General features: G+C 70.4%; 5 protein-coding genes. 4 read left to right on the top strand and 1 reads right to left on the bottom strand.

What is annotated here, in order from left to right:
• Positions 1 to 237: 237 nt before the first annotated feature.
• Positions 238 to 630 carry a phage holin family protein gene (locus HZZ10_RS18785; protein ID WP_179914680.1) on the top strand — a complete coding sequence of 131 codons (393 nt, stop codon included), beginning with the start codon at positions 238 to 240 and terminating at the stop codon, positions 628 to 630.
• A 120-nt stretch (positions 631 to 750) separates the two neighbouring features.
• Here the strand turns inward: HZZ10_RS18785 and HZZ10_RS20190 are convergent, their stop codons facing one another.
• Entirely contained in the window at positions 751 to 2859 is a 2109-nt protein-coding gene (locus tag HZZ10_RS20190) for a DUF222 domain-containing protein (protein WP_373367345.1), read from the bottom strand.
• A 201-nt stretch (positions 2860 to 3060) separates the two neighbouring features.
• On the opposite strand from HZZ10_RS20190, the gene purB reads away from it, so the two are divergent.
• The 3 genes from purB to HZZ10_RS18805 form a co-directional block, all read left to right on the top strand.
• On the top strand, positions 3061 to 4527 hold the full coding sequence (purB, locus tag HZZ10_RS18795; protein ID WP_179914682.1) for an adenylosuccinate lyase: 1467 nt from the start codon (positions 3061 to 3063) through the stop codon (positions 4525 to 4527).
• 34 nt (positions 4528 to 4561) lie between these two features.
• Positions 4562 to 5392: an NERD domain-containing protein gene (locus HZZ10_RS18800; RefSeq protein ID WP_179914683.1), complete on the top strand. Its 831-nt coding sequence runs from the start codon at positions 4562 to 4564 to the stop codon at positions 5390 to 5392.
• Between the two features lie 508 nt (positions 5393 to 5900).
• The coding region (locus HZZ10_RS18805) for a hypothetical protein (protein WP_218928965.1) at positions 5901 to 6402 on the top strand (502 nt) is incomplete at its 3' end.

The raw sequence follows: 6402 nt of genomic DNA on the forward strand, positions 1-6402 counted from the left end.
GGTCCGAGGTCCGAGGTCCGGGGACCGGGGTCTGGGGTCCGTGGTCCGGGGTCCGTGGTCCGGGGTCCGAGGTCCGAGGTCCGGGGTCTGGGGTCCGTGGTCCGGGGTCTGGGTTCCGTGGTCCGGGGTCAGCCCTGGTGCTGGCATCGCACCTTCGCTCCTCCCGGACCCTAGGTTCGCGCCGAGCTCGCACCACTCGTCCTGCGCGATACGTGCCGTTGGTGGGAGGATCTGGACATGAGCTTCTTAGTGAGAGTCCTCGTCAATGCTGTCGCGATCTGGCTGACGACCCTGCTCATGGGGTCCCACTTCGAGATCGTCGGCGGTGACGGAACTGGCGGCCGGGTGGTCGTGTTCCTCGTCGTCGCGCTGATCTTCGGAGTCATCAACGCGATCATCAAGCCCATCGTGCAGCTCTTCACGTTCCCGCTGTACATCCTCACGCTGGGCCTCTTCACACTCGTCGTGAACGCGCTCATGGTGCTGCTCACGGGATGGATCACCGACCAGGCCGACTGGGGTCTGCGCGTCGACGGCTTCTGGTGGGCCGTGCTGGCTGCGTTCCTCATCTCCCTCTTCTCGATGATCATCTCCGTCGTCGTGCCGACGAAGGACGAGTCGCGCCGCTAGACGTGAGCGGTCGTGAGCGGTCGTGAGCGGTCGTGAGCGGTCGTGAGCGGTCGTGAGCGGTGACGGGCGAGGTGCACCTCGCCCGTCACCGGCTCCGTCTGTCAGAGCTCGCACCTTCCGTCAGAACGGGGGAAGGTCGGGGAAGCTGGGCTCGGGTCCCCCCTCGGCTGGGCCCGATCCTGCGCCCAGGTCCAGCCGCGGGCGCGGCTCGACGGAGAGACGAGCCGGTCGCGGGACCGCTGGGTGATCGACGTAGGTCCGACCCGATGGTGACGTCCAGATGACATCGCCAGGGCTCGCGAAAGCAACTGCCGAGCCCGAGTCGCTCGCCGAGACAGACCACGCAGTCTCGTGCTTGATCCGATGATGATGACGGCACAGGTGGATGAGGTTCCGGTGATCGGTCTCCCCACCCGTCTGCCATGGGGCGATATGGTCGACATCGCAGCCTTCGGACCGCCGGTTGCACCCCGGGAAGCGGCAGGTCTCGTCTCGAATCCGGAGCCAAGCCCTGAGGTCCGCGGGGACTCTGTAGCTCTCTCGTCCGACGGAGAGGACCACCCCGCTCTCCGGGTGGGTGAGCAGCCGTCTGAAGGAGGGCGCACGCGCTGCCAGTTCCCGGGCCGTCTCTGCATCGATCGGCCCGTAGCCCGCGAGGTGCCCGTCCTCCTCCGAGGTGCCCAGAAGTGTCATGACAGGGACGGTGACCGCTACGGTCGCGCGGATCCCACGCAGAGACGGTCCCTCGGGCCGGGGCCGGGGCCGGGGCCGGGGCCAGGGCCCGTGCCGGGGCCCGTTCGTGCGGGCGTGCAGGTCCGCGGGATCGTCGGCAGCCGCGCCTGCACCAGCGCCCGCATCCACACCAGCACCAGCACCAGCACCAGCACCAGCACCAGCACCAGCGATCGTGCTGTCCGCGCATCCCAGCGACCTCGCCGACTCCCACGCAGAACGTGACGTGCTGTCATCGAGGAGCAGCGCGCTCAGGACATCTGCGCGGAGCTGAGCGAGGGTGCGTTCTTCGTCCGGGCCCTGGAAGCTCGCCGCGATGTCTGTCACGCGGTTGTAGATCGCCGCAGCCTGGACCGCCGGAAGGTACTGGTGGAGCCACATCATCCCGTCGCGTGCAGGCTCGATCTCTACGTGCCTCTCCGCAAGGCGCTCACGGTGACGCTCGATCAGGGGCCGCGGATGGGTCCTCTCGCGCTCTCGTCGGGAGAACTTCCGCAGCGCAGCGACAGTCGTGTCCTTGGCTCTGTCGACGAGCGTGACCTCGAGGGCGCGGCAGTCGTCCGGCTCCAGGAGAGTGGTGTTCTCCAGCACCACACCCACATGGGCGTACGAGATGCTCCCGTCTGTCAGCGCGGTGAGCGTCGCCGGGTGGTGGTCGACCAGCACCTGTGCGTCGTGCACCAACGACGCAGTGCTGACCTCAGGAGCCCTGAGGGCACACGAGACCTCGAGTACCACAGACTGGTGGGCGAACCTCTGCTGCGCGCGGATGGCAGAGACGCGGACTGCGTCAGCAGGATCCACGGGCCCCAGCACGGGGTCGAGAGCAGCCACAGCCCCCACAGCCTCCACCCGCACGGCCTCGATCGCCCTGATCCGGCGCGCCTGGGCGCTCGCTATCGCCCGATCAGCGGCCTCGACCTCGTCGACCAGCGCGTCGAGGACCTGTCGACGCGCCTCACGCCAGGAGAGCCCAGAGGCAGCACGGGCGACGACCGGTGCGCTCGGTGCGACCAGGAGACTGCCGCCTGCAGGGGACGGGTGATGAGGTCGCTCACCTGTCGGAGACGGGCGATGAGGTCGCTCGCCGGCCACCATCCGCGGAGAGGGTCGTGCGTCTGACTGTTCCCGAGGGTCAGGCTGCACACGAGGCTCCGGCTGCGCACGACGATCGGGCCGCGCTCGAAGATCCGGCTGCGTCCGACGATCCGGCTGCGTCCGGCGTCCAGAGGGACCTGAGCCGCGCGCAGACCCCGTCCCGGACGTTCCTGCGGCCAGCGACGAGCGCTGCACGCGACGGGGCCGTACCTCCAGCCGTGCAGCTGAAGGGAGAAGAGCAGAGCTCGACGACGCCGTCTTCGCAGCGCGATCGTCTCCCCCGGCCACACCACGGCCGGGGTCGGAAGGACCCACGAGCACGCTGGAGCCGCCGGCTGTGCCGGAGTATCCGTCTGGGTGAGCCTGGCCATCGGCACCAGGACTGTTCGTCGAACGCATGTTCGAATAGTACTGGTTGGCGCCGACAGTCGGAAGGGTCCACTTCGCCCTGTGTGCAACCTTCCCTGGTCGGACCGGCACTGCGACGGAGTCCTCACTGGGAGTGATCCAAGCAGTCCACAGGCCGCCGGGACCGCTCCGTCGTCCACAGGACCGTGGGCACCATGTCCACGACCTGACCGCAGATGGAAGAATGGCGCCATGCCCACCAGCGACCTCTCCTCAGAGCCCACCCGCGCGAGCCTCGCGGACGTCACCCCGGCGATCGCCCTCGGACCGCTCGACGGCCGGTACCGCTCGACGGTCGCCCCGCTCGTCGACCACCTGTCCGAGGCTGCCCTCAACCGCGAGCGCCTCCACGTCGAGGTCGAGTGGCTCGTGGCCCTCACCGACGGCACCGCTGACGGCCCTGTGGTCCCGGGCGCGCCGCGCCTGAGCGACGCCGAGAAGGCCTACCTCCGCGATGTCGTCACGACCTTCTCGGGCGACGGCATCGCCGAGATGGCGGAGATCGAGCGCGAGACCGTGCACGACGTCAAGGCCGTCGAGTACTTCCTCAAGCGTCGCCTGGCGGCAGCGCCGGCCGCTCTCGGCGACGCGACGGTCCTGCCCGGCGTCGGTGAGCTCGTCCACTTCGCGTGCACGAGCGAAGACGTCAACAACCTGTCGTACGCGCTCATGGTGCGTGGGGCGGTCCAGCAGGTCTGGCTCCCCGCCGCAACGGCCCTCGTCGAGCAGATCGCCGAGATGGCCCGCGAGCACGCGAGCGTCCCCATGCTCAGCAGGACGCACGGTCAGCCTGCGACCCCGACGACCGTCGGCAAGGAGCTCGCTGTCCTCGCCCACCGTCTCCGCCGCCAGGTCCGCAGGGTCGAGAGCGCTGAGTACCTCGGCAAGCTCAACGGGGCGACGGGCACCTACGGCGCCCATGTCGTCGCGGTCCCGGGAACCGACTGGCCCACCGTCTCGAAGGCCTTCGTCGAGGGGCTCGGCCTCACCTGGAACCCGCTCACCACGCAGATCGAGAGCCACGACTGGCAGTCGGAGCTCTACGCGGACATCGCCCGCTTCAACCGCATCCTGCACAACCTCGCGACGGACGTCTGGACGTACATCTCGCTCGGGTTCTTCAAGCAGATCCCCGTCCCCGGCGCCACCGGGTCGTCCACCATGCCGCACAAGGTCAACCCGATCCGCTTCGAGAATGCCGAGGCGAACCTCGAGATCTCGTGCGCCCTCCTCGACACCCTCTCCGCGACGCTCGTGACCAGCCGCCTCCAGCGGGACCTCACGGACTCGACGACCCAGCGCAACATCGGACCGGCCTTCGGTCACTCGTTGCTCGCGATCGACAACGTGCGCCGAGGGCTCAAGGCTCTGGCTGTCAACGGCGACCTGCTCGCCGACGACCTCGACGGCAACTGGGAGGTCCTCGGCGAGGCCGTCCAGTCCGCCATGCGCGCCGCGTCGGTCGCCGGGGTCGAGGGGATGGAGAACCCGTACGAGCGGCTCAAGGAGCTGACCCGCGGGCACCGCATCACCGGAGAGGACATGCGGACCTTCGTCGCAGGCCTCGGCCTCCCCGACGACGTCGCGGCACGCCTCGCCGCGATGACCCCGGGGTCGTACGTCGGTCTCGCCGAGCGGCTGGTCGCCGAGTACCTGTGACCGGCAGGCGAGCAGTCGTGGTGACGGAGGGCCGATGAGCGCTGATCCTGCACAGGGGCCAGCCTCTGAGGACTCCCCGAGCACGCTCACGCCCACCGGCGTCCCGGGGCGGAGCGATATCGCGCTGACGCTCGAGCGCCAGCCCGCCGACGACGCACGGGGATCCTTCGGGCGCGTCTTCGGCACGAACCCGATCGCCCCGGCCGCACGCGCAGCCTTCGACCGGGCGACCGGCGCCCGGCGGGTAGCTCGCGTCCTCGACGGGTTGGGGCCCGACTGGGTCGTGGCGCACGCGGTCCCCCTCGACGGTCGCTCACCGGACGCCGACCACGTCGTTGTCGGCCCGCCCGGGGTGCTCGTCGTGACGAGCGAGCACCACCGTGTGAAGAACGTCTTCGTCGCCGGGCACGAGGTCTTCGTCGACCGGGAGAAGACCGACCTCATGGCGCGGGCCGAGAGCTCCGCCGACGCCGCCGGGCGGATGCTGCGAGCGGCGTCGACGGTCGACGTGCCCGTCACCCCCGTGCTCGTCTTCGTCGACCCGAAGCGGCTCGTCGTGCGCGAGAAGCCGGAGCGGACGCGGGTGTTCGCCGACCTCTTCCTCCGACGCAGGCTCAGGCGTCTACCCGTCACGCTCGCCGGAGAAGACCTCAGAGCGGTCCACGCCGCGGCAGTGGCCGAGACGACCTGGGGTTCACCAGCTCCGCTCCTGACGGCCGAGCAGCTCCGCCGCTTCGACACCCTCGATCGCACAGCGACGAAGGCGCGGCGCCTCAAGAGCTTCTGGATGTGGGCTGGCGCTGTCGTGACCCTCAGCGCCGTGCTGCTCACCGTCCAAGGAGTTGCCCTCGGGATCATCGGCTAGGGCCGCCCGGGCAGGCGACCGCTCCCGCACCAGACCGGGAGCGGTCGGCTGCCCACGTGCACGGCACGGCGAGCCCGCCCCCGGCAGCGCCAGCCGCGACCCCAGCCGCTCGTAGATGGGGACTGGTCCCCACGCCCTTACGGCGCCCTCGATCCGCACGATCCTGCGGCCAGGAAGGAGTCGCCCGTCCGGGTGGGCACCACTCCCCCTCGCTCTCCGCTCGTGACAGCGTGGTGAGTGGGATAGTCGAGGCATGTCGCTCCGCAGGCCGCCACTCACCGGCGGTGAACCGCACGCCACCGGGCCCGCCGCCGCAACCGGACCCGCTGGCCCGACCGAGCCCACCCCTGCGTCCGCCGTCGGGCGCACGGTCAGGCCGCCTGCCGGGCGCACGGTCAGGCCGGCTGCCGGGCGCACGGTCAGGCCCTCCGCCAGACGCGCGGTCCCGCCCGCACCCGCACCCGCACCGACCGCGCCCGCGCCGCGCAACGCCACTGCCCGTCGACCGGTGCTGCGGACCACAGCCCTCGTCGTCCTCGCCGCTGCGCTGGCAGGCTGCGCGACGCAGGTCCCCGGAGAAGCCGTCGCCGGGTCCCTGTCACCGCAGATCGGCCCGCCCCTCAAGACCGACACGGTCTCGCTGCGGCACGACTACGAGGACAGCCCGCAAGAGGTCAACGACTACTGGACCGAAGACCGTCGCCGCGACGCCGACACCAAGATCGTCACCCCGGACGACGACCCCGAGAGCCCTGACACCGACGGCGGCACCCGGCCGGACGCCGCGACAGGTGTGGTGGTCGACCCCTCGACAGGCCCCGTGACCGACCCGACCCCCGTCGCGCCCGCGACAGCCGGAGACCCTTTCGACGCGACAGGTCTTGCCGCATCGACCCAGGGCCGCCTCTACGTGACGATCGGCAGCGACGACTACGTCTGCTCCGCCACCGTCGTCAACGCCGCCTCGCAGGACGTCGTCGCGACAGCCGCCCACTGCCTCTGGGACTTCG

It is taken from the genome of Sanguibacter inulinus, from assembly GCF_013415325.1.
Taxonomy (GTDB): domain Bacteria; phylum Actinomycetota; class Actinomycetes; order Actinomycetales; family Cellulomonadaceae; genus Sanguibacter; species Sanguibacter inulinus.